The organism is Kitasatospora sp. MBT66 (assembly GCF_000710405.2).
Lineage (GTDB): Bacteria > Actinomycetota > Actinomycetes > Streptomycetales > Streptomycetaceae > Kitasatospora > Kitasatospora purpeofusca.
In genome coordinates this window covers 604,359-629,649 of the sequence record NZ_JAIY01000006.1, presented here as the reverse complement: position 1 = coordinate 629,649, position 25,291 = coordinate 604,359, and the positions used below count along the sequence as shown (strand labels likewise).

The following is a 25,291-nucleotide window of genomic DNA, read 5'->3' as shown; positions in this document are numbered from 1 at the left end:
CGGCCGGGGCCGGCGGTGCGGCCTGGCCGGGGACCGCGGCCCCGTCGAGCTGTGTCTGCTGGTCGGCCACGGCCGCCGGGTCGACGCCGCCCGCCGGGCGTCCGAGCGAGACGCCCCGGTTGTCCGGACCGCCGCCGGAAGCTTCGCCAGCCCCCGGTGTAGGGTTGTCCCCTGCCATCTGATGCCCCGTCATGTCTGGAATCGTCCCGGGAGCGGCGCGCATCCGCGGCCGCCGGGACGGGTGAGATTGGGCACCATCGTACGGGGGGCCGGTTTTCGCACCTGCGCCGGAACCCGGGCTCACGGCCGCCCCCGCGCCGACCTGCGGCGCTGTCAGCTCCCGGCCCGCCCCGCCGACCTGGGCCGGGACCGCTCCGCGGGCCCGTTCGCGCCCCCTTGGCGGCTTCTTCTCCCTCACCGGCCCTTCGCCCACTCTCCCCCGTGCCTTCACCTGGGGACAGGCCTCAGGGCCTGTCTCCTGGATCCTTGCCGGGGTCGCGGCGGTGGGGCACGCACCTCGCCGCGTTGTCGTCGGTCGCCAATGGCCCCCAGCCTTCGGCCGGGAGGTGCCCCCACCGTAGTGGCTCCCTCCTCCGCCTTGCGATGCACGCACCCCACCGCCGCGACCTTGCCCGACAAAATCCAGGAGACAGGCCCTAGGCTTCAGGAGTTGAAAGGGGACACCCGGCGGAGGGGTCCCCGGCCCCCTTGGGAGGGTGGATCATGTCGACGGACACTCCGGGCTCGCAGTCCTCGCTGCACCGGGCCAACCTGGAACGAGTCCTCCGCGCGGTGCGGATGGCCGGCTCGCTGACCCAGGCCGAGATCGCCCGCGGGACCGGACTCTCGGCGGCCACGGTGTCCAACATCGTCCGAGAACTGAAGGAGAGCGGCACCGTCGTGGTGGCCGACACCTCCTCCGGCGGACGGCGCGCCCGCAGCGTCTCGCTCAGCGGTGACGCGGGCATCGTGGTGGGGATCGATTTCGGCCACACCCACCTGCGGGTCGCGGTCGGCAACCTCGCCCACCGGGTCCTCGCCGAGGAGAGCGCCCCGATGGACGTCGACGTCTCGGCCGCGCAGGGCTTCGACCGGGCCGAGGCCCTGGTCGAGCGGCTGCTCGCGGAGGCCGGCTTCCGTCCGGACAAGGTGATCGGCGTGGGCCTGGGCGTGCCCGGCCCGATCGACGTGGAGACCGGGGCGCTGGGCTCCACCGCGATCCTGCCCGGCTGGACCGGCATCGCCCCCGGCCGCGAGCTGGCCGAGCGCCTCGGCATGCCGGTGCACGTCGACAACGACGCCAACCTCGGCGCCCTCGGCGAGCTGGTCTGGGGCGCCGGCCGGGGCCTGAGCGACCTCGCCTACATCAAGGTGGCCAGCGGCGTCGGCGCGGGCCTGGTGGTCAACGGGCAGATCTACCGGGGCCCGGGCGGCACCGCGGGCGAGATCGGCCACATCACCCTGGACGAGGCCGGCCCGGTCTGCCGCTGCGGCAACCGGGGCTGCCTGGAGACCTTCGTCGGCTCCCGCTACCTGCTGAACCTGCTCACCCCGACCCTCGGCCCCGAGCTCAGCCTGACCCGGGTGGTGGAGCTGGCCCACCAGGGCGACCTCGGCTGCCGCCGGGTGATCGCCGACGCGGGCCGGCAGATCGGCACCGGTGTGGCCACCCTCTGCAACCTGCTCAACCCGCGCCGGGTGATCCTCGGCGGCGACCTCGCGGACGCCGGCGAGCTGGTGCTCGCGCCGATCCGCGACTCGGTGGCCCGCTACGCGATCCCCAGCGCCGCCCGCCAGCTGTCGGTGGTCCCCGGTACCCTGGGCGGCCGGGCCGAGGTCCTGGGCGCGCTCGCCCTGGTCATGAGCGAGGCGGGGGACTCCAGCGCGCTCGCCGTCGCCCGTCCCTGAGCCGCCCCGGCCGGGTGCAACGACACGCCGGTTTTCCACGTTCACTCGAAAGGGTGACCGCCGAGGTGACTGGCGCGTACCGGCCGTCGGCACCGGACGCCCCGCCCGGCGTCCGGTGGGCGGACATTAGACTCGACCGGTCGACACCGGGCAGCGACGCCCGTCGGACCTCCGGTCCGCGAACACGAACGAGGAGGAACGGGTGGCCCTGCTGACCCGCATTCGGGGACCGCGCGATCTCGACCGGCTCACGCCCGGACAGCTGGCCGCACTGGCCCAGGAGATCCGGACCTTCCTGGTGACCGAGGTCTCCAAGACGGGCGGCCACCTGGGCCCGAACCTCGGCGTGGTGGAGCTCACCATCGCGCTGCACAAGGTGTTCGACTCCCCGCGCGACCGCATCCTCTTCGACACCGGCCACCAGAGCTACGTCCACAAGCTGCTCACCGGCCGCCAGGACTTCTCGGGGCTGCGGACGAAGGGCGGCCTGTCCGGCTACCCCTCGCGCGCCGAGTCCGAGCACGACGTGATCGAGAACTCGCACGCCTCCACCGTGCTCTCCTACGCCGACGGCCTGGCCAAGGCCAACCAGCTGCTGGGCAAGCACGACCCGGTGGTCGCCGTGATCGGCGACGGCGCGCTCACCGGCGGCATGGCCTGGGAGGCGCTCAACAACATCGCCGACGCCGAGGACCGCCCGCTGGTCATCGTCGTCAACGACAACGAGCGCTCCTACTCGCCGACCATCGGCGGCCTCGCCAACCACCTCGCGACCCTGCGCACCACCCAGGGCTACGAGCGCTTCCTGTCCTGGGGCAAGGACGCGCTGCAGCGCACCCCGGTGGTCGGCCAGCAGCTCTTCGAGACCCTGCACGGCGCCAAGAAGGGCCTGAAGGACTTCATCGCCCCGCAGGGCATGTTCGAGGACCTCGGCCTCAAGTACATCGGCCCGATCGACGGCCACGACCTCACCGCCCTGGAGTCCGCGCTCACCAAGGCGCGCGGCTTCGGCGGCCCGGTGATCGTGCACTGCCTGACCGAGAAGGGCCGCGGCTACCACGCCGCCGAGAACAACGACGAGGACCGCTTCCACGCGGTCGGCGTCATCCACCCGGAGACCGGCCTGCCGATCAAGAGCTCCGGCAAGGACTGGACCTCGGTCTTCGCCGAGGAGATGGTGGCGCTCGGCCACGAGCGCGAGGACATCGTCGGCATCACCGCCGCGATGCTCCACCCGGTGGGCCTGGCCCCGTTCGCGGAGGCCTTCCCGGACCGGATCTTCGACGTGGGCATCGCCGAGCAGCACGCCGTCACCAGCGCGGCCGGCCTGGCCACCGGCGGACTGCACCCGGTCTTCGCGGTCTACGCGACCTTCCTCAACCGCGCCTTCGACCAGGTGCTGATGGACGTCGCCCTGCACAAGCTGGGCGTCACCTTCGTGCTGGACCGCTCCGGCGTCACCGGCACCGACGGCGCCTCGCACAACGGCATGTGGGACATGTCGATCCTCCAGGTCGTCCCCGGCCTGCGGCTCGCCGCCCCGCGCGACGCCGACCAGGTCCGCGCCCAGCTGCGCGAGGCCGTCGAGGTCAAGGACGCCCCGACCGTGGTCCGCTACTCCAAGGGCTCGGTCGGCGAGGCCGTCCCCGCGGTCGGCACGGTCGGCGGCATGGACGTCCTGCGTGCCGCCGTGCCCGACTCCCTCGGCGGGGCCGAGGACGGCCGCCGGGCCGATGTGCTGATCGTCTCGGTCGGCGCGCTCGCCCCGATGTGCCTGGAGGTGGCCGACCTGCTGGCCGCCCAGGGCATCAGCTCCACCGTGGTGGACCCGCGCTGGGTCAAGCCGGTCGACCCGGCGCTGCCCGGCCTGGCCGCCGAGCACCGGGTGGTCGTCACGGTCGAGGACAACGGCCGGGTCGGCGGTGTCGGCGCGGCGATCGCCCAGGCGCTGCGGGACGCGGACGTGGACCTGCCGCTGCGTGACTTCGGCATCCCGCAGCAGTTCCTGGACCACGCCTCGCGCACGGAGATCCTCGCCGAGATCGGCCTCACCGCCCCGGACATCGCCCGCCAGGTGACCGCCCTGGTCTCCCGGCTGGACGTCGCCACCGTCGAGGCCTGACCGCTCCGCCGCGCGGAGTACCGCCGTCCGGGGGAGAGCCCCGGTCGGCGGCACTCCGCCCCGGCTCTGCGACAGCTCTGCAACAGTGAGGCCGATAATCGCACCAAAGGCGGGACCGGCGCTGCCCGTGCCGATTCCGCCCGGTAGGTTGTCATCCGTGCCGACCCCCACCCGAACCCGCTCGACCGCGCTCACCGAGCGCCTGCCCTTGGGGGTACCCCCGGCCGACGGCTGGGAGTGGGTGAGGACGGGCTACTGGTCGCGGCTGGTGCCGCTGCTGGCCCTGGTCGCCCTGCTCACCCACCTGCCGTCCTTCGTCCGCCCGGTCTGGAGCCCCGACGAGGGCTTCCTGGCCACCCAGGCCCGGATGCTCGCCGACGGCGGCGTGCTCTACGACACCGTGGTGGACCGCAAGCCCCCGCTGCTGCCCTGGCTCTACCAGGCCTGCTTCACGGTCTTCGGCTCCGCCTCGCTCTGGCCGCTGCGCACCCTCGCGGTGGCCGCCCACCTGGTCACCGCGATCCTGCTGGCCTCGATCGCCCGCGGCCGCTGGGGCAACCGGGCCGGCGCCGGCGCCGGACTGCTCTACCTGCTGGTCTCGATCGGGCTCTCCCCGGAGGACACCCAGGCGGCGACCTTCGAGGTCTTCATGCTGCCCGCCATGGTGGCCGCCTTCCGCTACGCCGAACGCCGCCGCTGGCTGGCCGCGGGCATCGCGGTGGCGCTCTGCTCGCTGACCAAGCAGACCGGCGGCGCGGTGCTGCTGCCGGTGCTCTGGATGCTCTTCCAGGACGCCCGGCAGCGCGGCGTCCGCTGGATCCCCGCCCTGTTCAAGATCGGCTTCGGCTTCACCCTGCCGATAGCGCTGGTCTCGGTGATCCTGACCAAACCCAAGGGCTTCCTGTTCTGGGTGGTCACCGGCAGCGGCGACTACGCCACCTCCGGCGGCGCCTGGCTGCAGATGGTCGGGCGGGCGCTCGGCAACTCGGCGATCCTGGTCGGCGCCGGGCTCGGCTTCCTGCTGCCGGTCGGCCGGAGACTGTGGCTGAAGTACCGGCACCGACCGCTGCCGGTCGCCGGCGAGGAGCACGGCTCCACCACCGACCTGTGGATGTGGCTGCTCTCCTCGGTGGTCGCGGTCAGCGTCGGCTTCCACTTCTTCGGCCACTACTACCTCCAGCTGATGCCCCCGCTGGTGCTGCTGGGCACCGGGGCGGTCGCCACCTCGGCGGTCCGCTGGAAGCCGGTGCTGGTGTACACCACGGCCGCCGCCACCGTCTTCTGGGGCCTGGCGCTGGCCTGGCCGGGGGAGCGGCTGGACCGCACCACCGAGGTCGCCACCGCCGTCGCCGCGCAGACCACGCCCAAGGACACCGTGCTGGTCTGGGGCATGCACCCGGAGCTGTACTGGCTCGCCGACCGCAAGCCCGCCACCCGGTACCTCACGGCCGGCTTCCTGACCAACTACAGCGGCGGCAAGGACGGCAGCCCCAACGTCGGCGAGCAGTTCTCGATGGCCAACGCCTGGCAGACCTTCGACCAGGAGATCGCCAAGGGCCTGCCCGAGGTGGTCGTCGACGACTCCGGCCTCGCGCCGTACCAGCCGGGCATGATCCCGAAGATCGAGAACCTGCTGGACACCCACTACGAGATGGTCGGCGTCTTCGCCGACACCGTCGTCTACCGCCTCAAGCGCTGACGACGCGCCCGGCACCCGCCGGAAGGCCCGCGACGGCCCCGTACGGGCCGCGGGAGAACGACAGAGGGCCCCGGTGACCGATCAGGTCACCGGGGCCCTCTGTCGTCATCCTCAGGCGGGCACGGAGGCCAGGCCCGGGGCGAGGAAGCGCTTGCCGTTCACACGCTCCGAGATGCCCTCACGGTCCAGGTACGGGGTGATCCCGCCCAGGTGGAAGGGCCAGCCAGCGCCGGTGATCATGCAGAGGTCGATGTCCTGCGCCTCGGCGACGACACCCTCCTCCAGCATCAGACCGATCTCCTGGGCGACGGCCTCCAGGGCGCGGCCCAGCACCTGCTCCTCGGTCAGCACGGTGTCGCCGAAGGTGAGCAGTTCCAGCACCTCGGGGTCGAGGACCTGCTGGCCGTCCACCCAGGTGTAGAAGCCGCGCTTGCCGGCCTTGACCACCCGGCCGAGGTTCTCGGAGACGGTGAACCGCTCCGGGAACGCGCCGTGCAGGGTCTCCGAGACGTGCAGCGCGATGGCCGGGCCGACCAGCTCCAGCAGCACGATCGGGGACATCGGCAGGCCGAGCGGCTCGACGCCCTTCTCGACGGTGGCGATCGGGGTGCCCTCGTCGATGATGCCCTGGATCTCGCCCATGAAGCGGGTCAGGATCCGGTTCACCACGAACGCCGGGGCGTCCTTGCAGAGCACCGCGGTCTTCTTCAGCTTCTTCGAGACGCCGAAGGCGGTGGCCAGCGAGACGTCGTCGGTCTTCTCGCCGCGGACGATCTCCAGCAGCGGGAGGATCGCGACCGGGTTGAAGAAGTGGAAGCCGACGACCCGCTCGGGGTGCTTCAGCTTCGAGGCCATCTCGGTGACCGAGAGCGAGGAGGTGTTGGTCGCCAGCACGCAGGTCGGCGAGACCACGTTCTCCAGGTCCGCGAAGACGGTCTGCTTGACGCCCATCTCCTCGAACACGGCCTCGATCACGAAGTCCGCGTCACCGAAGGCGGCGGCCTTGTCGAGCGAGCCGGAGACCAGGCCCTTGAGGCGGTTGGCCTTGTCCTTGCCGATGCGGCCCTTGCCGAGCAGCTTGTCGATCTCGGCGTGGACGTAGCCGACGCCCTTGTCGACGCGCTCCTGGTCGATGTCGGTGAGGACCACCGGCACCTCCAGCCGGCGCGCGAACAGCAGGGCCAGCTGCGAGGCCATCAGACCGGCGCCGACGACGCCGACCTTGGAGACCGGGCGGGCCAGCGACTTGTCCGGCGCGCCGACCGGGCGCTTGGCCCGGCGCTGCACCAGGTTGAAGGCGTAGATGCCGCTGCGCAGCTCGCCGCCCATGATGAGGTCGGCCAGGGCCGCGTCCTCGGCGTCGAAGCCGGCCTGCAGGTCCTGGTCCTTCACCTGGGCGATGATGTCCAGCGCCCGGTACGCGGCCGGGGCCGCCCCGTGCACCTTGGCGTCGGCGACCATCCGGCCCCAGGCGACGGCGTCGTCCCAGGCCTTGCCGCGGTCGATCGCCTCGCGCTCGACGGCCACGTCGCCCTTGAGGACCTTGGCCGCCCAGAGCAGCGACTGCTCCAGGAAGTCGGCCGGCTCGAAGATCGCGTCGGCGATCCCCAGCTCGAACACGTCCTTGCCCTTGAGCTGCTTGTTCTGCGCCATCGAGTTCTCGATGATCACCTTGACGGCCTTGGCCGGGCCGATCAGGTTCGGCAGGATGCTGCAGCCGCCCCAGCCGGGGACGAGGCCGAGGAAGACCTCGGGCAGCGAGAACGCCGGGACGCCCGCCGACACCGTGCGGTAGTCGCAGTGCAGGCCGACCTCGACGCCGCCGCCCATCGCCGCGCCGTTGTAGAAGGCGAAGGTCGGGACGGGCAGCGCGGCGATCCGCTTGAAGACCTCGTGGCCGCCCTTGCCGATGGCGAGCGCGTCCGCGTGCTGCTGGAGCAGCTCGACGCCCTTGAGGTCGGCGCCGACCGCGAAGATGAACGGCTTGCCGGTGATCGCGGCGCCGACGATCGTGCCCTCGGCGGCCTCGGCCTCGACCTGGTCCAGCGCCTCGCTCAGCTTGAGCAGCGAGCCCGGGCCGAAGGTGGTCGGCTTGGTGTGGTCGAAGCCGTTGTCCAGGGTGATCAGGGCCAGCCGGCCGGCCTGCAGCGGCAGGTCCAGGTGGCGGACGTGCGCGGTCGTGACGACCTCGCCGGGGAAGAGCTCGGCGCCGCGGGTCAGCAGCTCAGTCGTGGTGCTCATGCTCACTTACCACCCTCGAAGTGCGGGTTCTCCCAGACGATGGTGGCGCCCATGCCGAAGCCGATGCACATCGTGGTGAGGCCGTAGCGGACGTCCGGGCGCTGCTCGAAGCGGCGGGCCAGCTGGTTCATCAGGCGCACGCCCGAGGAGGCCAGCGGGTGGCCGAACGCGATCGCGCCGCCGAACGGGTTGACGCGCTCGTCGTCGTCGGCGATGCCGTAGTGGTCCAGGAACGCCAGGACCTGCACGGCGAAGGCCTCGTTGACCTCGAACGCGCCGATGTCGTCGATGGTCAGACCGGCCTTGGCCAGCGCCTTCTCGGTGGCCGGCACCGGGCCGATGCCCATGACCTCGGGCTCGACGCCGACGAAGGCGTAGGAGACCAGGCGCATCCGGACCGGGAGGCCGAGCTCCTCGGCGACGTCCTCGGCGGCCAGCAGCGAGGCGGTGGCACCGTCGTTCAGACCGGCCGAGTTGCCCGCGGTGATGTTGCCGTGCGGGCGGAACGGGGTCTTCAGGCCGGCCAGGCTCTCCATCGTGGTGCCCGGGCGCATCGGCTCGTCCGCGGTGGCCAGGCCCCAGCCAGTCTCGCCGACCTCGGGGTTGGTGTTGCGGATCGAGATCGGCACCAGGTCGGGCTGGATGTCGCCGTTGGCGTACGCCTTGGCGGCCTTCTCCTGCGAGCGCACGGCGTAGGCGTCGCAGCGCTCCTTGGTGATGTGCGGGAACCGGTCGTGCAGGTTCTCCGCGGTCATCCCCATGAACAGGGCGGACTCGTCGACGAGCTTCTCGGAGACGAAGCGCGGGTTCGGGTCGACGCCCTCGCCCATCGGGTGGCGGCCCATGTGCTCGACGCCACCGGCCACGACCACGTCGTAGGCGCCGAAGGCGATGCCGCCGGCGGTGGTGGTCACGGCGGTCAGCGCGCCGGCGCACATGCGGTCGATCGCGTAGCCGGGGACGGACTTCGGCAGGCCCGACAGCAGTGCTGCGGTGCGGCCGATCGTCAGACCCTGGTCACCGATCTGCGTGGTGGCCGCGATCGCGACCTCGTCGATGCGCTCGACGGGCAGGTTCGGGTTACGACGCACGAGCTCCCGGATGCACTTGACGACGAGGTCGTCGGCACGGGTCTCGTGGTAGATGCCCTTCGGGCCTGCCTTGCCGAACGGGGTGCGGACGCCATCGACGAAGACGACGTCCCTCGCGGTACGAGGCACGGGGGCTCTCCTCCCAGGGACCAACGGTTCAGGTGGGCAGGCTGCCGCGAGCCGTCGCACGAATGGACGCGGGCGGCGCCGCCCACGGCCATGCTACCCGTCGGTAACCACCATGCCCAGGCCCGGAAGCCGCAACACCGGATGTGTTGTCGCCCACTCCCTGATTCACCCGCCCGCCGCGGTCCGGGGACGACGAAGGGGATGCCGCCCGCTCCGGGCGACATCCCCTTCCTTGCTCTTCCTTGTTCCTGCCCGCTCAGCCCTGCTGCGCGGCCGTGCCGGCCTTGGCCTCGGCGCCGGCCTTCGCCGCCTCGGCGAAGGCGGTGGCCAGCGTCGGCGCGACCAGGTCCACCTGCCACTGCCGGGCCCCGAGCCGCCGCAGCGCGGCGGCCACGTTGGCGGCCGAGGCGTCGGCCGGCGGCTCCCAGGAGACCCGGCGGACCAGGTCCGGGGTGATCAGGTTCTCGGCCGGCAGGTGGTGCCGCTCGGCCAGCTCGCCGACCGCGGCGCGCGCCCCGCTCAGCCGGGCGGCCGCCACCGGGTCCTTCTCGGCCCAGGCGCGCGGCGGCGGCGGGCCGTCGTGCGGTGCGGCGGCCGGCGGCAGCTGGTTCTCCGGCACCTCCCGCCCGCGCTGGACGGCGGCCAGCCACTGCTCCAGCTGACGCCGGTGCACCCGGGGCCCGAAGCCCTGGACGCCCTGCAGTGCCGCGATGTTCAGCGGCATGGCCAGCGCGGCGTTGACGATCGCGGCGTCCGAGAGCACCCGGCCCGGCGAGACGTCCCGCTCCTGCGCCGTGCGGTCGCGGGCCAGCCACAGCTCGCGCACCACGGCCAGCTGGCGGCGCCGGCGGACCTTGTGCAGCTGCGAGGTGCGGCGCCACGGGTCGGTCCGCGGGGCCGGGCGGGGGGCGGCGACGATCGCCGCGAACTCCTCCAGGGCCCAGTCCAGCTTGCCCTGGGCGTCCAGCTCCTGTTCGAGTGCGTCGCGCAGCTCGACCAGCACCTCGACGTCCAGAGCGGCGTAGCGCAGCCACGGCTCGGGCAGCGGACGGGTGGACCAGTCCACCGCCGAGTGCTCCTTGGCCAGGCTCAGCCCGAGCACGTTCTCGGTCATCGGTCCGAGGCCGACCCGGGCGAAGCCGGCGATCCGGCCGGCCAGCTCGGTGTCGAACAGTCGCTGCGGTCTCATGCCGACCTCGGCCAGGCAGGGCAGGTCCTGGGTGGCGGCGTGCACCACCCATTCGGTGTCCGCGAGGGCCGCGCCCAGCCCGCTGAGGTCGGGGCAGGCGATCGGGTCGATCAGCGCGGACCCGGCGCCCGCGCGGCGTAGCTGGATGAGGTACGCCCGCTGGCCGTAGCGGTAGCCGGAGGCCCGCTCGGCGTCGACGGCGACCGGTCCGGATCCCGCGGCGAAGGCGGCGACGGTGTCGGCCAGCGCCCGCTCGTCCGCCACGACCGGAGGGATCCCCTCCTTCGGCTCGAGGAGCGGGACCGGGGCTGCTTCTTCTGGGATGGCTGCTACGGCGTCGGTCACCTACCAAGGGTACGACGGACCCCGCGACCGGGAGTGTTGTCGGACTGGTCAGACCGATGAAGGGGCCCGCCCGAGGCTCTCCGGACGGGCCCCGGGGGGCGTTCCCGGCCGCGGTGACGGCCCGGGAGGAAACGTTCCTCCTGGGCCGCCGCAGCGGCGCCGGGACTCAGTGGATGATGCCGGTGCGCAGCGCGACCGCGACCATGCCGGCCCGGTCGCCGGTGCCGAGCTTGCGGGCGATCCGGGCGAGGTGGCTCTTCACGGTGAGGGCCGAGAGGCCCATCGCCACGCCGATCGCCTTGTTCGACTGGCCCTCGGCGACCAGTCGCAGCACCTCGACCTCGCGGCCGGACAGCTCGCGGTAGGCGGTCTGCTGGGCGCCCGGAGCGCCGTGGGCGCCGTGGGCACCGGGGGCGCCGCCGGGGGCCCCGGCCGCGCCGGGCATGCCCGGCATCCCGGGGCGCCGCATCCGGCCGGCCAGCCCGGCGGCGCCGAGCGGCAGGCCCGGGCGGCCCGGCATGGCGACATTGGTGCGGGTGCCGGTCACGACGTAGCCCTTGACCCCGCCCGCCAGCGCGCTGCGGACCGCGCCGATGTCGTCGGCCGCGGAGAGTGCCAGCCCGTTGGGCCAGCCGGCGGCGCGGGTCTCGGCGAGGATGGTCAGCCCCGAGCCGTCGGGGAGGTGGACGTCGGCGACGCAGATGTCGCGCGGGGTGGAGACCCGGGGGCGGGCCTCGGCGATGGAGGACACCTCGATCACGTCCCGGACGCCGAGCGCCCAGAGGTGACGGGTGACGGTGTTTCGGACGCGGGGATCGGCGATGACCACCATGGCGGTGGGCTTGGTCGGGCGGTAGGCGACCACGTTTGCGGGGTGCTCAAGAAGGACCGACACCAGGCCTCCTGCGGGAGTGGCGGACGGAACCCCGAGGGGGCGGTCGGAGTGTTCCGCGTTCGGAAAGGGTCACAGTCTGCTTCGGCAGCATCCGTGCCCGGCTTTAGCGAAAGATCACGATCTAGTGAGTAACAATACGGACAAATCGCGCAGGTGACTGATTACGACATGCCTGGAATTCGCACAAAATCGATCAGGCTCGACACGAAGCAGTCGGATTCGACCGGTTTATTGACGGAGAGCCGCACCGAAGTCACACTCCGTCAGCCCTGGGGGTGGCGGTGCGTCCGGTGATGACGCCGCGGCGGCGCCACTCCTCAGTGCGAGCGCGGACGTCGCCTGGCGGGCATCGGGACCACTCCACCGAGTGACGTGACGTCGGCGGGCGCGTGCGGCGCCGCTGCGGCGGGCGGCAGGCCCGCGCTGATGCAGAGCAGGTCCCCCCAGGCCGCCAGATGCCGCTCGAAGCGGCCGTCGGCCGGCGTCCAGGACGCCCTGATCTCGATCTCGGTGGTGGACGCGCGCTCGGCCAGCCCGCCGAAGTACTGCGAGGCGCAGAGCGACACCGTGCCCGACGGCTCCGTGTACCCGGCCCCGTGCGCCTGCAGCGCGTCCAGCAGCCAGGCCCAGCCGACCTCGGAGAGCATCGGGTCGCCGGCCATCTCCGGCTCCAGCTCCGCCCGGGTCATGGTGACCACGCGGAAGTCCCCGTTCCAGGCTTCCTGCCCGGCCGGGTCGTGCAGCAGCACCAGCCGGCCGTCGGCCAGCTCCTCGCCGTCGACCTCGACGGTGGCGGTCAGCGCGAAGGAGTGCGGCGCCAGCCGGCGCGGGGCCGGGGCGGGGGAGAGGACGAGCTCGGGGCGCAGCCGGGCACCGGAGAACGCCTCCACGGCGGCCCGGAACTCGCTCGGCGCCGCCTCCCGACCCGTTCCGCCACCTGCTCCGCCACCCTGTGCGGGGTGCCCTCCGACCGCTGCCATGACCCGAAGACTAGGTCGAAAACCCGGGTAATCGCCGTAACTTCTGCCCGCGCGGCGCGCCGGGGCGGCAATCCGGCCAGATCTCCGGCCGGATCCCGGCCGGATCCATGTTCGGGGTCCCGCCCGGGGTCCCGCCGGATCCTCGTCCGGAACCCCGGTCGGATCCCTGTTCGGATCCTGGAGGAAGCAACGGGACCGCCGGGACGGGCCGGTCCGGGCCGCGTGCGAAGATTTGGAGCGTGAGCGAGACGACGGCAACCCCCCCGACCGGCGCCACCCCCGGTCAGCAGCCCGACGCGCGCCGCGGCGCCGCGTACGACTCGGCGTTCCTGCGCGCCTGCCGGCACGAGCCGGTACCGCACACCCCGGTGTGGTTCATGCGCCAGGCGGGCCGCTCGCTGCCCGAGTACCTGAAGGTCCGCGAGGGCATCCCCATGCTGGAGTCCTGCATGCGGCCCGAGCTGGTCAAGGAGATCACCCTCCAACCGGTGCGCCGGCACAAGGTGGACGCGGCGATCTTCTTCAGCGACATCGTGGTGCCGCTCCGGGCGGTCGGCATCGACGTCGACATCAAGCCCGGCATCGGCCCGGTCATCGCCGACCCGATCCGGACCTTCGCCGACCTGGAGCGGCTGCGCCCGCTGGAGCCGGACGACGTCCCCTACATCACCGAGGCCGTCGGCCTGCTCGTGGACGAGCTCGGCCCGACCCCGCTGATCGGCTTCGCCGGTGCGCCCTACACGCTCGCCAGCTACCTGATCGAGGGCGGGCCGTCCAAGAACCACGAGAACACCAAGGCCATGATGTACGGCGCGCCCGACCTGTGGGCCGCCCTGCTCGACCGGCTGGCCGGGATCACCGCCGCCTTCCTCAAGGTGCAGATCGAGGCCGGCGCCTCGGCGATCCAACTGTTCGACTCCTGGGTCGGCGCGCTCGCGCCGGACGACTACCGCCGCTCGGTGATGCCGGCCAGCACCAAGGTGTTCGACGCGGTGGCCGGGTACGGCGTGCCGCGGATCCACTTCGGCGTGGGCACCGGCGAGCTGCTGGGCCTCATGGGCCAGGCCGGCGCCGACGTGGTCGGTGTCGACTGGCGGGTGCCGCTGAACGTCGCCGCCGAGCGGGTCGGCCCCGGCAAGGGCCTCCAGGGCAACCTCGACCCGGCGGTGCTCTTCGCGCCCACCAGCGCGGTCGAGACCAAGGCCCGCGAGGTGCTGCACGCCGCCCAGGCGATCGGCAGCAGCGGCCACATCTTCAACCTCGGCCACGGCGTCATGCCGAGCATGGACCCGGACGCGCTCAGCCGCCTGGTCGCCTTCGTGCACGAGGCCAGCGCCCGCTGACCCGACGTCCGGTGGCGGCCCCCGCGGAGGGGGCCGCCACCGGCGGGTCCGGGATCAGTTCGCGGGCTCCTCTTCCTCCTCGGCCCGGTCCTGCTCCTGCTCCGGTGCCACCGGGACCGGCTTCCGCCGTCGGCGCACCGCCCGCACCACCGCCGCCACCGGCGCGGCCACCAGCAGGAACGGCAGCACGGCGGCCACCGTCACGGCGACCCCGCGCACGATCGCGCCCAGCAGGTGCCAGCCGCCGCCGAGCGCCGAGCCGACCGAGGCCCAGAACCCCTTGTCCTTCGGCGCGTCCGGCACGTCCTGGACCGGGCCGGTCTTCTGCCGCACGTCCAGCGTGACGGTGGACAGCGAGGTCCGCGCCGACAGCTCCTTCACCTGCTTCTGCAGCGACTCCAGGTCCGACTCCCGCCGGCTCAGCTCGCTCTCCAGACTGACGATCTCGGCCAGCGTCTTCGCCTGCGCCATCAGCGCGCGCACCCGGTCCACGCTCGCCTGCTGGCTCTGCATCCGGCTGTTGACGTCCGCGACCTGCTGGGTCAGGTCCTCCGCCTGGCTGCGCCGGGAGAGCACCTCGCCGAGCCCGGCCAGCTGGTCCAGCGTCGGCTGGAACGCCGCCGAGGGCACCTTCACCGTGATCTGCCCGCTCTGCGGTCCGCCGTCCCCGCCGGAGCTCCCGGTCTCGCTCGCCACATAGCCGCCCGCCGCGACGGCCAGGTCCCGGGCCTTCGCCAGCACCGTGTCCACCTGGGCCGTCCGCACCGTCAGCTGCGCCGAGTACGCGATCTGCCGGCTGTCCACCGCCGGCGCCGCACCCGTCGGCCCGGCCGGCGGCGCCTTGGGCGCCACCGAGGCCACTCCCGGTGCCCCGACGGAGGCGTCCCCCTTGGCCGCCTCCCCGGCGGCGGCCTGCGCCGGGGCGGCCGCCGACATGTCCTTGCTGCCGCCGTCCCTGTCCGCCGAGCAGCCCGCCGCCAGCACCGCCGCCACGGCCACCGCCGCCAGCGCCCCCGCTCTGCGCCGCCCTCGTCCTCGTGCCACGATCGAGCCCTCCCCGTCGTCCGGTGCTTCCCGGCGCCCCCTCCCGGGGCACCCGCACCATTTCGACGGGCCCCGCCCCGCTCCGGACCCACCCGGGAGGTCGCAGCTCGATCACGTCTCGGCCGCGAGCAGGACAAGGCGCCCCGTCCGTCGGTACACCTCGGGCTCGTGGGGGCCCGACGGGCTCCGCGCTTGCCCCGGAGTCGCTACCGTGGTCCGCATGAGCGAGTTGCCGGACTGGATGTACCCGCCCCGCGCCGAGGGATGGTTCGCCGAGGACCTCGACCGTCTGCCGCAGGCGCCGCGCCACACCGAACTGATCGACGGAGCACTGGTCTTCATGATGTCCCCGCAGCGTTGGTGGCACGGTGAGCTCGTCACCGATCTGGTGATCGCGTTGCGTGCTCAGGTGCCCGAGGGCAGCAGGGTGGGTCGGGAGATGACGATTCGGCTCGACAAGCGGAATCGTCCCGAACCTGATCTGATCGTGACCGTTGCCCCGTACGACCCTGATCGGACCCTGTTCGCGCCTGATGAGGTGTCTCTCGTCGTCGAAGTCGTCTCTCCCGAGTCGGCGCATCGGGACCGCACGGTCAAGTGGCGGAAGTACGCCGAGGCCGGCATCCCGCACTACTGGGTGGTCGAGGAGGAGAACGACCTGCCGGTGGTCCACGTCCACGAACTGGACTGTTCGACGGGTGCCTACGTGGCGGCCGGGATCTTCCGCGAGCGGCTGGAGCGGCCGGTGCCGTTCCCGGTCGACATCGACCTGGACGCGCTCGTGCCCGCCCGCAAGGGGCAGAAGCGGGCGGATTGAGGCAAAGGTGTAAAGACCTGCGAGACTGCGAGGCATGGCGCAAGCACATGTCGTGGTGATCGGCGGCGGGATCGCGGGGCTGACCGCAGCGGCCGTGGTCGGTGGGGGTGCGGGGGAGCCGGCGCGGGCGCGGGTGACGCTGTTGGAGGCGTCGGAGCGGCTGGGCGGGAAGCTGCGGGGCGGCGAGGTCGGCGGGGTCCGGGTGGATCTCGGGGCGGAGTCGATGCTCGCCCGGCGGCCGGAGGCGGTCGAGTTGGCGCGGGCCGTCGGGCTCGCGGAGCGGCTGGAGCCGCCGACCACCGCCAAGGCCGCGATCTGGACCAGGGGCGCGCTGCGGCCGCTGCCCGGCGGACAGGTGATGGGCGTGCCCGGGGACCTCGCCGCGCTGGCGGACTCCGGTGTGCTGAGCCCCGAGGGCCTGGAGCGGGCCCGGCACGAGGTGGTCGGGGAGGCGGTCGCGGACGATGTCGCGATCGGCCGCTACGTCGCCGACCGGCTCGGCCGCGAGGTCGTGGACCGGCTGGTGGAGCCGCTGCTCGGCGGTGTCTACGCCGGGCACAGCGGCGAGATCTCGCTGCGCGCCGCGGTGCCCGCGCTGCTGCCGGTCGCCCGCGGCGGCGGATCCCTGGTCGAGGGCGTGCACCGGCTGGCCACCCGGCCGGCGACCGTCGGCACCCCCGTGTTCCAGGGCCTGCGCGGCGGCCTCGGCACCCTGCCGGAGGCGGTCGCCGCGGCCTGCGCCGAGGCCGGCGTCGAGCTGCGCACCCGGACCGAGGTGACGGAGCTGCGCCGCACCCCCGACGGCTGGCGGGTGACCACCGGCGACGGCGAGGTGCTCGCCGCGGACGCCGTCGTGCTGGCCGTGCCCGCGCCGGCCGCCGCCCGGCTGCTGCGCGCCGACGCGCCCGCCGCGGCCGCCGAACTGGACACCGTGGAGTACGCCGGGATGGCGCTGGTCACCCTGGCCTTCCGCCGCGCCGACCTGGCCCGCACCCCGGCCGGAAGCGGCTTCCTCGTCCCGCCCGTGGACGGCCGCCGGATCAAGGCGTCCACCTTCTCCTCCAACAAGTGGGGCTGGCTGGAGCGGTCCGCGCCGGACGCCTTCGTGCTGCGCACCTCGCTGGGCCGGCTGCGCGAGGAGGAGCCGTTGGAGCTGGCGGACGAGGAGCTGGTCGCCCGCTCGCTGGCCGACCTGGGCGAGGCGATCGGCCTGACCGCCCGTCCCTACGACACCGCCGTCACCCGGTGGCGGGCCGGACTGCCGCAGTACCCGGTCGGCCACCTGGACCGGGTGGCCCGGATCAGGGCGGCGGCGGAGCGGGTGGGGGCGCTGGCCGTGTGCGGGGCCGCGTACGACGGCGTGGGCATCCCGGCGTGCGTCGCGAGCGCCCGGGCGGCCGTCGCCGCGCTCGACCGAGTACTGACCCCGCTGGCCGGGGCGAACGTCACCGAGAGGACAATGGGCGCATGACTGAGACCGCTGAGCAGCAGGCCGCCGAGCAGCCCGCCAAGTTGAAGGCGCGGGACCTGAACCAGGTCATCCGCTACACCATGTGGTCGGTGTTCAAGCTCAAGGGCGCGCTGCCCGAGGACCGCACCGGCCTGGTCACCGAGGTCGAGGAGCTGTTCGCCCAGCTGGAGGCCAAGGACGTCACGGTGCGCGGCACCTACGACGTGTCCGGTCTGCGCGCGGACGCCGACATCCTGGTGTGGTGGCACGCCGCCGACTCGGACGACCTCCAGGAGGCGTACAACCGCTTCCGCCGCACCGGCCTGGGCCGGCAGCTGGAGCCGGTCTGGTCGAACATGGCGCTGCACCGCCCGGCGGAGTTCAACAAGTCGCACATCCCGGCGTTCCTCGCCGACGAGCGCCCGCGCGACTACGTCTGCGTGTACCCGTTCGTGCGCTCCTACGAGTGGTACCTGCTGCCGGACGCCGAGCGGCGCGCGATGCTCGCCGAGCACGGCCAGATGGCGCGCGGCTACCCCGACGTGCGGGCCAACACGGTCGCCTCGTTCGCGCTGGGCGACTACGAGTGGCTGCTCGCCTTCGAGGCGGACGAGCTGCACCGGATCGTGGACCTGATGCGCGACCTGCGCCCGTCCCGGGCCCGGCTGCACGTCCGCGAGGAGGTGCCGTTCTTCACCGGGCGCCGCAAGCCGGTCGCCGAGCTGCTGAACGGCCTGGTCTGAGCAAGCCCGTGCACTGACACGCCGAAGGGCCCCTCCGCCGGAGAATTCCGTGCGGGACGGGCCCTTCGGCGTGTCAGTGGCGGCGCAGGGCGGCGCGCAGCCGGGCGTCCTGGAGGGCGGCGGGGCCGTTCATCGCGACGGCGGTGAGCAGTTCGCGCTCGTCGTCGTCGGTGAGGCCGTGCTGGCGCGGCGGGCGGACCTCGCGGAGCACCTCCTGGCCGATCGGCGAGGCCCAGCGGGTGTACGGGTAGACGTCGACCCGGGCCATCAGCAGGGTGCCCGAGGTGAGCACCAGCGGCAGCGAGAACCAGGCCAGCGGGGTCAGCGCGTCACCGTCGGTCAGGCCGCCGACGACCAGCGCCACGGCCAGCAGCACCACCGAGAGCAGCAGCGCCTGCCGGACCTGCCGGACCACCAGCACGGTGTGCCGCCGCACCGTCGCCGGGGTGGCCAGCCCGGCGAGCGAGAGCCGGCTGCCGATCTCCAGCACGGTGGGGTGCGCGGCCATCGCCAGCCGCAGGTCGTCGGTGCGGCACTGGCCCTCGGGGCCGACGGTGGCGATCACCGCGCGTTCCAGCCGGCTGCGGCCGCGCGGGTCGACGACCGTGGTCCAGCCGGTGTGGGCGAGGTGCAGCCGCCCCCGGGAGGCCATCAGGACGAGCGCCAGCTCGACCACCCGGTCCGGTCCGCCGGCCAGGTACGCCGTCTCGTAGAGCCCGATCCCCACCGCCTCGGACGGCCGGGGGCCCTCCTGACCGGACAGCGCGTCGGCGGTGGCGGTCGTCCGGACGAGCCGGATGCAGGAGAGCACCGCGGCGACGCAGGCCGGGAGGAGGAAGAGCAACCACATGGGCTTGTTGTAGTCCCGGCCGCGCCGCACGCGGAACGTCTTCCCGGACCGCGATACCGAACTGTGACGTCCGGTGCGTCCTCGGCCCCCGGCCGGGGCTCAGGATCCGCAGCCCCCGCCGCCGCCGCAGCTGGAGCCACCGCCGCAGCTGGAGCCCGAGGAGGACCCGCAGGAGGAGCCCGAGGAGCAGCTGGAGCCGGAGGAGCAGCTGGCGGAGCTGCCGCAGCCCGAACCCGAGGAACCGCAGGAGCCGGAGGAGCCGGAGGAGTCCGAGGAGGAGCCGCACCAGGTGGCCGGGCCGGTCGCGCAGGAGGAGCCGGAGGAACCGGAGGAACCGGAGGACGAGGGGCCGCCGCCGGCGGCGGCGAAGGCCCGGGCCGACTGGTCGGTGGCCGCCGCGGCGAGCATCGCCTCGTGCAGTTCCGCGTCGCCGAGGCCGTCGGCGCCGACCAGGGCCAGGCCGCCCATCGCGACGGCGCCGAGCAGCACGGCGTCCGCGCCGCTCACGAACGCGCCGTGGTGCGGCTGCCAGGGCTTGCCGGTGTCCATCAGCCCGAGCTGGCGCCGCCCGGCCGGGGTGACCCGGCCCTTGGGCGGACGGGTGGCCAGCAGCGAGACCAGGCCGAGGACGAGCAGCACCATCGGGATCCAGAGCGAGGGGCCGTCGCTGCCCGGCTCGTCGGAGGCCAGCAGCAGGGCGGCCCCGGCGAACGCCAGGGTGACCGCCAGGGCGAGCCAGATCGTCCGGTTCGCGGTCCGGGCCCGGCGCAGCCGCTCCGGGTTGCGCAGCAGGCCGCGGGCGGCCAGGGCGTCGCCGACGGCCTGGACGGCGGGCGCGCGCATCACCGCGACGCGCAGCGAGTCGAGGTCCCGGCTGCGGGACGGGCCGATCGCGTCGACGATCGCGCCGTCGACCTCGTCGAGGGGCTCACTGGCGGTCAGCGTGACCAGCCGGGAGCGGCTGACCACGACGTGGCCGCGTCGGTGCATCCGGACCAGGGCGGTGTCGAAGACCCGGCCCGGGCCCCCGGACAGGAAGGCGGCCTCCAGCAGGGCGATGCCGCGGCCGGGCAGGCCCTTGGGGTCGCTGACGCGCTGCGCGGCCTGCTTGGCCTGCTGCGCGTAGAGCACGGTGGCGGCCAGCAGGAGGCCGGGCACGAGATAGAAGGCGTTGTGCCACATGAGTGGTTCCCCCGGGTGGTGAGACATGGTTCGGGCGCGCGTGGCGCCGTCGTGGGGCGGTGGTGGGGCGGTGCTGGGGTGCGGTCCGGACGGACGCGCGGCCCGGGCGGGCGCGGCGTCGGGGCGGACGGGCACGGGTGCTGAAGGGAGTGGTGCGGTGCGGGCGCGGGCGCGGGCCCGGTGCTCAGGCCTCCCGGCCGGGCCGCAGGGCGCGGCGCAGGCGGGCGAGCGGGCCGGGCCGGCGTTCGGAACGGTCCTCGGGCGCCGGACGGAGCCAGCGTTCCAGGTCCCGTCGTTGGTCCTCGGACGGTTCCGGGCGGCCGGTGAGTGCCCACTCGGCGAAGGCCCGGGCGTCGGCGCGGTAGCCGCCGGTCTGCGGATTGCCGCGGGCGTAGGCGAGGAACAGCGGCCCGTACTGCGCGCCGAGCAGGCGGGGCAGGTCCGGGACCACCTTGGCGGCGGTGTCGCGCCGCTTGGCGGCGAGGCCGGTCGCCTGGGCGCGCACCTGCGCCGGGTCGAAGCCGGGCGGCACCGGGCCGCCGGCCACCAGGGCGGTGAGCAGTTCGGTCTGCCGGGTCGCCAGCCGGGCCCGCGCGGCGTCGGTGACGGAAACGGCGTCGGTGGAGAGAGCGGAGTCGATGGCGGACACGGTGTCGGTGCCGGACGCGGAGACGGCGGCGGCGTCCGCGCCGGGGGCGGCGGTCACCGACCGCCCTCCAGCACCCGCCGGACGGCGTCGAGTTCGGCCGCCAGCTCGGCCGGCGGCGGGAACGCGGCGTCGCGCTCCAGCAGCACCCCGGGCGGCGCGACCCGGGAGCACAGCTCGGCCAGCACCTCCAGCACCGGTTCGGTGACCGGGTGGGCGTGGGTGTCGTGCCAGACACCGTCGACCATGGTGCCGCCCGCGACGTGCACGTAGGCGAGCGCCTCCAGCGGCAGCCGGTCCAGTTCGGCGGCCGGGTCGATGCCGAGATTGACCCGGTTGGTGTGCAGATTGGCGACGTCGATCAGCAGCCGGACCCCGGTCCGCTCGACCAGCTCGGCCAGGAACTGCCCCTCGGTCAGCTCGTCGTCCGGCCAGGCCAGCTGGGCGGCGATGTTCTCCAGGGCGAGCGGCACCGGCAACTGGTCCTGGGCGATCCGCACGTTCTCGGCGACCACCCGCAGGGCGTCGCGCGAGCGCGGCACCGGCAGCAGGTGGCCGGCCTCCAGGCCGCCAGCCCGGACGAACGCCAGGTGCTCGGTGACCACCGGGGAGCCGAGCAGCTCGGCAGTCCCGGCGAGCCTGGCCAGCCGGGCCGGGTCGGGCCGGTCGGCGCCGCCGAGGCCGAGCCCGACACCGTGCGGGACCACGGTGAGGCCCCGGTCGAGCAGGATCCGCAGGGAGGCGGGGAGGTGGTCGTCGCAGATGTTCTCGGCGACGACCTCGACCCAGTCGAGGCCGGGCTGCCGCTCGACCACGGTGTCGATCTCGCTGCGCCAGCCGAGGCCGACGCCGAGCCGGCGCGCGGTGCCGGTGCCCGTGGTGCCCGTGCCCGTGGTGTCGGCGGTGCCGGTGGTTGTGCTGACAGTGGTGCTGCCGGTGGTGCCCGTCGTCGTTGCGGGCGGCTGCGGAGCGGTCCGCAGGGCGGGGGAGGTCATCGGTGCGCCCCCTTCGGAGGGCTGGGTGGAAAGCCGTCGGTCGGCGCGGGCCTCGTCGCCAGGGCCGCCGGGCTGTGGTGCTGAGCATGTCCCCGGACTGAGCGGCTGCCAAGCCTCGACCGGTCATCTCAGAGCATTACTTGAGCTTGGCGTTGAGTCAATCCGCGACCTCGGCCCGAATTTCCCGCATCGCCGCTGGTGGGGGCGGTTGCGGTGGAAAACGAGTTCGCGGACGGACCGACGGTGGCTACTGTGACGCAGCTATGACACCGCTGACGATTCGTGACTTCCGCCCCGAGGACGCCGGGGCCGTGGCGGCTGCCCACCGGGCCGGGCGTGAGCACCTGGTCGAGGCGCCCGAGATGTTCGTCTGGCTGAACGCCCAGCGGACCAGGGGCCACTACCGCACCTTCGTCGCCGAGCTGGACGGCCGGGTGGTCGGCTCGGTCCGCTGCGGGGTGGTGACCGGGACCAGCACGACCGGCGTCGGCCACGCCAACGGCAGTGTCCTGCCCGAGTACCGGCGACGCGGCGCCTTCACCGCCCTGCTGGCCGCCGCCGAACGGCACCTGGCCGGGCACGGCGTGGTCGAACTGCACAGTTGGGTGGACGAGGAGCCAGGCCCGCGCGCCTTCGCCGCGGCCCGGGGCTTCACCGAGGGACGGATCGCCCACTTCGGCGCCCGGGACCTCGCCCGTCCGCTGCCCGAGGCCCCGCCGCTGCCGGCCGGCGTCGAGCTGAGCCCGGCGCGCGACTGGGCGGCCGACCCGCACCCGGTGTTCCTGGTCGAGGCGGACGCGATACGGGACGAGCCGGGCGAGGTGGTGATGGACGCCGCCGACTACGACGAGTGGCTCGCGGGTGAGTGGCAACGCCCGGCCTTCGACGCCGGTCTGAGCGTCGTGGCCGCGGTCGACGGCCGTCCGGCGGCGTTCACCGCCGTCCACACGGACGGCGCGGACCGGTACTGGTCGGCGTTCACCGCCTGCCGCCGGGAGTTCCGCGGCCGGGGGCTGGCCAAGCTCGCCAAGCTGGAGTCGCTGCGCCTGGCCCGGGAGGCCGGTCTGCGGCACGCGTACACCTCGAACGACGCGACCAACGCGCCGATGCTGGCGATCAACGCCTGGCTGGGCTACGAACGCTGTGCCAGTGAGCGGAAGTTCGTCAAGCGTCTGGGCGGCTGACGGGCCTGCCCCGACCGGGCTGGTCCTGTCCCGTCCACCAATGACGGAGTGTGACGCCCGCCGGGCCGGCGGACTGGGCCGGACGGGTGAATCGGGGGCGTGGAGGGGCGTGGACGCCGGGTGTCGGCCCGGCTCGGGAGTTCCCGGGGTTCTACGGGGCATCACATCGGCGCCGACAGTTCGTGCCCGAGTCATCGCGGGGGTGCCGTGGAGATCCTGCTCCAGATACTGATCGGGTTCGTTCCGGCGGTGATCGGCTTTCTCGCGGCGCGGTCGCTCGCCCGGACCCGCCTCTTCCTGCGCTACGGCTTCCTGCGCGCGCTGCTCGGCCCGTACAGCCGGGTGCAGATAGTCACGCCGAGTATCGAGGTCGGCGAGTTCGCCTACGCCAAGGACGGCTGCCGGCTCACCAGCCGGGGCCCGCGGAACGTGCTGTTCATGCCGATGGCCGAGGCGCGGGCGATCGCCGAACTCACCGACCTGCTGCGGAAGATCAACCGCAAGGCCACCATCGAGCTGGTCACCGCGGGCGCGCAGGACCCGAGGATGCCGACCTTCTCGGTCGGCGGGCCGAGCGTCAACGCCTACTCGGCGGGCGTCCTGGCCACCGACTTCCCGGACTTCCGGCTGGAGCACCCGCAGGCGGCCCGGGCCCGCTGGGGCGGGATGGCCTTCGAGGCGCAGTACAACGCGGCCGACGAACTCGTCCGCGACCACGGCTTCGTGTTCGTCACCCGGACCTCGCGGCAGGCGCCCTGCGTGGTGCTCTGCGGGGTCTTCGCCTTCGGCTCGGCGATGGGGGTGGAGGCGCTCGCGGCGGCCGGGCGGCAGTCCCCACTGGCCGGGTTGTTCCGCTCGGGGGAGAAAGGATTCGTCGCCGTCGAGGGCCGGGTGATCGGCCTGGACACCGTGGACGTGACGGTGGAGGTCTGCCGCGTGCTGCCGTCCGGCTGACCGCGCGTCGGCCGTCCGCCCGGGCCGCGTCGGACCTCGGTCCGGGCCGCGTCGGCCGTCCGCCCGAGGCCGCGCCGACCGGATGTCGGGCACACACCGACCGGATGCCGGGCGCGCGTTGACCGGATCCCGGAACGGTGGCGGGCGGCGAACCGGGAGGAAAGGGGCGGGACGGGAGAGTCCGGGGCGGGGAATGGCCGAAAACGCCAGGGTTTCGCTCCACCGCTGTCACATCATCGGCATAATCGCGGCCATGACGATCAACCGTGCGAACGTGAGCGCGATTGCCGAGGACCTGTACGTCTGGCTCCCGCCGAAGCGGGGCTGGGGCCTGGCCAACTGCGGACTGCTCGCCGGTCGACGGACAGCGTTGTGGATCGACACCCCCTACGACCCCTCGCTGGCCGCCGAGTTCCTCGCCGAGAGCCGCAAGCGGCTGGCCGACGGCGTCGACGTCGACCGGATCGTCGTCACTCACGCCAACGGCGACCACCTCTGGGGCGCGGGCGTGCTGCCGGACGCCGAGGTGATCGCCACCCGCGAGGCGCTGGAGCACATCCACTGGGAGCCGACGCCCCAGCAGACCCACGCGCTGGTCACCGGGAGCGACCCGGACTCGCCGCTCGGCGACTACCTCCGGCGCCACTTCGGGCAGTTCGACTGGTCCGCGACCGATCCCGTGCACCCGGACACCGTCTTCCAGGGCGAGCTGGAACTGCGGGTGGGGGAGTACCCGGTGCAGATCACCGGCCTGCCCGCAGCCCACACCGGCGGCGACCTCATCGTCCACCTCCCGCACCAGCGCGCGGTGTTCACCGGCGACGTGATCTTCGGCTCGACCGCCGCCCAGCCGGGCGACCACCCCTCGCACTGGGCCGGTCCGCTGGAGAACGTCATCGCCGCCTGCGAGCGGATCCTGGCCACCGGCGCCCGGATCGTCGTGCCCGGCCACGGACCGGTGCTCGACCGCCCGGGCGTGCACGAGCACATCGCCTACCTCACCCACGTCCGCGAGCGCACCCACGCCCTGCACCGCGCCGGACTCACCGCGCTGGACGCCGCCCGCCGGATCATCGCCGAGCAGCGCTACCCCGAACTCGGCCTGCCCGAGCGGCTGGTGCTCACCGTCGCCGCCGAGTACCGGCACCTGGACGGCAGCGAGGTGCCGAACATCCTGGCGGCGATGAACCAGGTGGCGCTGGTGGCCCGTGAGATCGACGAGGACACCGACCGCCGGGCACCCCGCCCGCGCGCGGACGGCCGCGCCACGGCCTGAGCCCCGGCCACCACAGCCCGAGCCCCGGCCTGCGGCACCCGGCCGTCGGCACCCCGACCGAGCCCGTTCTTCGTACAAGGAAACTCCGAGGACGTCGATGACGCAGTTCCTGGTACCGGCCCTGGCGCTGATCGCGCTCGCCGCGCTCGTGGCCGCCGCGCTCCTGGCGCGCGGCCGCTCGCGCGCCGTGGCCCGGGCCGACGCCGCC

The 25,291-nt window shown here is 73.7% G+C and carries 18 protein-coding genes and 2 pseudogenes; 10 read left to right on the top strand and 10 right to left on the bottom strand.

The features are described from left to right. A pseudogene (locus tag BI06_RS52905) lies at positions 1 to 193 on the bottom strand (hypothetical protein); the annotation flags it as partial. 530 nt (positions 194 to 723) lie between these two features. Here BI06_RS52905 and BI06_RS15310 point away from each other — a divergent pair. From BI06_RS15310 to BI06_RS15300, 3 genes are all read left to right on the top strand, one after another. Further along, the gene (locus BI06_RS15310) at positions 724 to 1,908 is read left to right on the top strand and encodes an ROK family transcriptional regulator (RefSeq protein WP_030395008.1); all 1,185 of its coding nucleotides are present in this window, start codon (positions 724 to 726) and stop codon (positions 1,906 to 1,908) included. A gap of 202 nt (positions 1,909 to 2,110) precedes the next feature. Next, positions 2,111 to 4,030: a 1-deoxy-D-xylulose-5-phosphate synthase gene (gene dxs, locus BI06_RS15305; protein WP_043468611.1), complete on the top strand. Its 1,920-nt coding sequence runs from the start codon at positions 2,111 to 2,113 to the stop codon at positions 4,028 to 4,030. Positions 4,031 to 4,187: 157 nt separating this feature from the next. After that, positions 4,188 to 5,729 (top strand): glycosyltransferase family 39 protein, encoded by a 1,542-nt coding sequence (locus tag BI06_RS15300; RefSeq protein WP_233290160.1) that lies wholly within the window; start codon positions 4,188 to 4,190, stop codon positions 5,727 to 5,729. A gap of 111 nt (positions 5,730 to 5,840) precedes the next feature. Here the strand turns inward: BI06_RS15300 and BI06_RS15295 are convergent, their stop codons facing one another. The 5 genes from BI06_RS15295 to BI06_RS15275 form a co-directional block, all read right to left on the bottom strand. Next, positions 5,841 to 7,970 carry a 3-hydroxyacyl-CoA dehydrogenase NAD-binding domain-containing protein gene (locus BI06_RS15295; protein WP_043468609.1) on the bottom strand — a complete coding sequence of 710 codons (2,130 nt, stop codon included), beginning with the start codon at positions 7,968 to 7,970 and terminating at the stop codon, positions 5,841 to 5,843. Between the two features lie 2 nt (positions 7,971 to 7,972). Beyond that, a complete protein-coding gene (locus BI06_RS15290; RefSeq protein WP_030395004.1) occupies positions 7,973 to 9,190 on the bottom strand; it encodes an acetyl-CoA C-acyltransferase in 1,218 nt (405 codons plus the stop codon). Positions 9,191 to 9,446: 256 nt separating this feature from the next. Beyond that, the gene (locus BI06_RS15285; RefSeq protein WP_051741078.1) at positions 9,447 to 10,724 is read right to left on the bottom strand and encodes a ribonuclease D; all 1,278 of its coding nucleotides are present in this window, start codon (positions 10,722 to 10,724) and stop codon (positions 9,447 to 9,449) included. A gap of 166 nt (positions 10,725 to 10,890) precedes the next feature. Further along, positions 10,891 to 11,619 (bottom strand): response regulator transcription factor, encoded by a 729-nt coding sequence (locus BI06_RS15280; protein WP_030395002.1) that lies wholly within the window; start codon positions 11,617 to 11,619, stop codon positions 10,891 to 10,893. 317 nt (positions 11,620 to 11,936) lie between these two features. Next, positions 11,937 to 12,599, bottom strand: coding sequence for a DUF3000 domain-containing protein (locus BI06_RS15275; RefSeq protein ID WP_030395001.1), 663 nt, complete (start codon positions 12,597 to 12,599; stop codon positions 11,937 to 11,939). Positions 12,600 to 12,928: 329 nt separating this feature from the next. Between BI06_RS15275 and hemE the strand changes: the two genes are divergently transcribed. Then, a complete protein-coding gene (gene hemE / locus BI06_RS15270; RefSeq protein ID WP_233290209.1) occupies positions 12,929 to 13,942 on the top strand; it encodes a uroporphyrinogen decarboxylase in 1,014 nt (337 codons plus the stop codon). A gap of 54 nt (positions 13,943 to 13,996) precedes the next feature. On the opposite strand, the gene BI06_RS15265 is transcribed toward hemE, so the two are convergent. Then, positions 13,997 to 14,986 (bottom strand): DUF4349 domain-containing protein, encoded by a 990-nt coding sequence (locus BI06_RS15265; RefSeq protein ID WP_149030383.1) that lies wholly within the window; start codon positions 14,984 to 14,986, stop codon positions 13,997 to 13,999. Positions 14,987 to 15,206: 220 nt separating this feature from the next. On the opposite strand from BI06_RS15265, the gene BI06_RS15260 reads away from it, so the two are divergent. The 3 genes from BI06_RS15260 to hemQ are packed head-to-tail and all read left to right on the top strand — an operon-like array spanning position 15,207 to position 17,996. Beyond that, positions 15,207 to 15,803 (top strand): Uma2 family endonuclease, encoded by a 597-nt coding sequence (locus BI06_RS15260; RefSeq protein WP_043469629.1) that lies wholly within the window; start codon positions 15,207 to 15,209, stop codon positions 15,801 to 15,803. A gap of 34 nt (positions 15,804 to 15,837) precedes the next feature. Further along, on the top strand, positions 15,838 to 17,274 hold the full coding sequence (hemG, locus tag BI06_RS15255; protein ID WP_043468605.1) for a protoporphyrinogen oxidase: 1,437 nt from the start codon (positions 15,838 to 15,840) through the stop codon (positions 17,272 to 17,274). After that, the gene (gene hemQ, locus BI06_RS15250; RefSeq protein ID WP_030394996.1) at positions 17,271 to 17,996 is read left to right on the top strand and encodes a hydrogen peroxide-dependent heme synthase; all 726 of its coding nucleotides are present in this window, start codon (positions 17,271 to 17,273) and stop codon (positions 17,994 to 17,996) included. Before hemG ends, hemQ begins: the two co-directional genes overlap by 4 nt. A 73-nt stretch (positions 17,997 to 18,069) precedes the next feature. Here the strand turns inward: hemQ and BI06_RS15245 are convergent, their stop codons facing one another. From BI06_RS15245 to BI06_RS46330, 3 genes and pseudogenes are all read right to left on the bottom strand, one after another. Next, positions 18,070 to 18,846 carry a TIGR04222 domain-containing membrane protein gene (locus BI06_RS15245; protein ID WP_030394995.1) on the bottom strand — a complete coding sequence of 259 codons (777 nt, stop codon included), beginning with the start codon at positions 18,844 to 18,846 and terminating at the stop codon, positions 18,070 to 18,072. Between the two features lie 99 nt (positions 18,847 to 18,945). After that, a complete protein-coding gene (locus tag BI06_RS53570) occupies positions 18,946 to 20,028 on the bottom strand; it encodes a TIGR04222 domain-containing membrane protein (RefSeq protein ID WP_043468602.1) in 1,083 nt (360 codons plus the stop codon). Positions 20,029 to 20,212: 184 nt separating this feature from the next. Beyond that, positions 20,213 to 21,498: pseudogene (locus BI06_RS46330) on the bottom strand (DUF692 domain-containing protein). A 434-nt stretch (positions 21,499 to 21,932) separates the two neighbouring features. Here BI06_RS46330 and BI06_RS15225 point away from each other — a divergent pair. The 3 genes from BI06_RS15225 (at position 21,933) to BI06_RS15215 (ending at position 25,083) form a co-directional block, all read left to right on the top strand. Further along, positions 21,933 to 22,853, top strand: a complete 921-nt coding sequence (locus tag BI06_RS15225; protein ID WP_043468596.1) for a GNAT family N-acetyltransferase — start codon at positions 21,933 to 21,935, stop codon at positions 22,851 to 22,853. 207 nt (positions 22,854 to 23,060) lie between these two features. Then, positions 23,061 to 23,807, top strand: a complete 747-nt coding sequence (locus BI06_RS15220) for a hypothetical protein (RefSeq protein WP_030394990.1) — start codon at positions 23,061 to 23,063, stop codon at positions 23,805 to 23,807. Positions 23,808 to 24,060: 253 nt separating this feature from the next. Further along, positions 24,061 to 25,083: an MBL fold metallo-hydrolase gene (locus BI06_RS15215; protein ID WP_051741332.1), complete on the top strand. Its 1,023-nt coding sequence runs from the start codon at positions 24,061 to 24,063 to the stop codon at positions 25,081 to 25,083. The last annotated feature ends 208 nt before the right edge of the window (positions 25,084 to 25,291 follow it).

Coding starts and splice junctions, on each gene's coding strand:
- BI06_RS15310 (WP_030395008.1), top strand. CDS start 724: ATGTCGACGGACACTCCGGGCTCGCAGTCCTCGCTGCACCGGGCCAAC.
- BI06_RS15295 (WP_043468609.1), bottom strand. CDS start 7,970: ATGAGCACCACGACTGAGCTGCTGACCCGCGGCGCCGAGCTCTTCCCC.
- BI06_RS15275 (WP_030395001.1), bottom strand. CDS start 12,599: ATGGCAGCGGTCGGAGGGCACCCCGCACAGGGTGGCGGAGCAGGTGGC.
- BI06_RS15260 (WP_043469629.1), top strand. CDS start 15,207: ATGAGCGAGTTGCCGGACTGGATGTACCCGCCCCGCGCCGAGGGATGG.
- hemG (WP_043468605.1), top strand. CDS start 15,838: ATGGCGCAAGCACATGTCGTGGTGATCGGCGGCGGGATCGCGGGGCTG.
- hemQ (WP_030394996.1), top strand. CDS start 17,271: ATGACTGAGACCGCTGAGCAGCAGGCCGCCGAGCAGCCCGCCAAGTTG.
- BI06_RS15245 (WP_030394995.1), bottom strand. CDS start 18,846: ATGTGGTTGCTCTTCCTCCTCCCGGCCTGCGTCGCCGCGGTGCTCTCC.
- BI06_RS53570 (WP_043468602.1), bottom strand. CDS start 20,028: ATGTGGCACAACGCCTTCTATCTCGTGCCCGGCCTCCTGCTGGCCGCC.
- BI06_RS15225 (WP_043468596.1), top strand. CDS start 21,933: ATGACACCGCTGACGATTCGTGACTTCCGCCCCGAGGACGCCGGGGCC.
- BI06_RS15215 (WP_051741332.1), top strand. CDS start 24,061: ATGACGATCAACCGTGCGAACGTGAGCGCGATTGCCGAGGACCTGTAC.